General features: G+C 56.8%; 1 protein-coding gene. It reads right to left on the reverse strand.

The annotated features are described in order from the left end of the window. The coding region (locus TRP66_RS23440) for an IS110 family transposase (protein WP_333407945.1) at positions 1 to 567 on the reverse strand (567 nt) is incomplete at its 3' end. Positions 568 to 780 lie beyond the last annotated feature (213 nt).

Here is a 780-nt window from a genome sequence, read left to right on the forward strand (position 1 = left end):
CAACCGTTCCAGCAATTCGCAGTCGACCCGGCGAGCTTGTTCGTCAATACGCCTGTCGACCGCTTTGATCATCTCTTTGAATTGGTCATCCAGCACGCGATAGCTTTCCACCACATAAGACACGTTGGCTTGCTGAAGGCGCCTGCGGTTGTCATCGCGTTGCTGAAGTAGATTACCGCGCAGATTGACCAGCTCGAGCAGCTCTTCGCGCTCGGGATCAGGTCTGACGAGCTCTTTCGCCGACAGGGCAGAGGCAAACATCGCCAGCATTCGAGCATCGATCGGATCGGTCTTGGCGCGTTTGCCCATGGCCAGAGCAAACTGACGAGCGCGTACGGGGTTGATGCGCTGAACCTTGAAACCAGCATTGGCCAGAAGCCTGACCGACAGCTTCTCATAGCCGCCGGTGGCTTCGACCAGAACCTGCTCGACCTGATACGTGTTGAGATGCTCAGTGATCCAGGCAAGGCCTTCGGGAGTGTTCGGCACGCAAAGATCACTGGCGGTGGGAAATAGCGCCACCTGTAAGGTGGCTTTGGAGACATCTATTCCGGCATAGGCAGACATGAGTAAAGCCTCTAGTCTAAAGAGTGAGAGGCGCTCTGGCCTGGCTCACGCTTGTTGTTCGAGGTCGGACTCAGTCAACTGTTCGAGCTTTGGGCCAAAGCGGGAAGAGTGGACGGCAGCTTGGCTCCTACACGTGCTCAAGGGCACCGCGATTAGACAGCTTGCCGTCCACCCCTCTCACCCCAGACTTTAGCCTGATGGAAGACACAAGCG

Source organism: Pseudomonas sp. JDS28PS106 (assembly GCF_036706555.1).
Lineage (GTDB): Bacteria > Pseudomonadota > Gammaproteobacteria > Pseudomonadales > Pseudomonadaceae > Aquipseudomonas.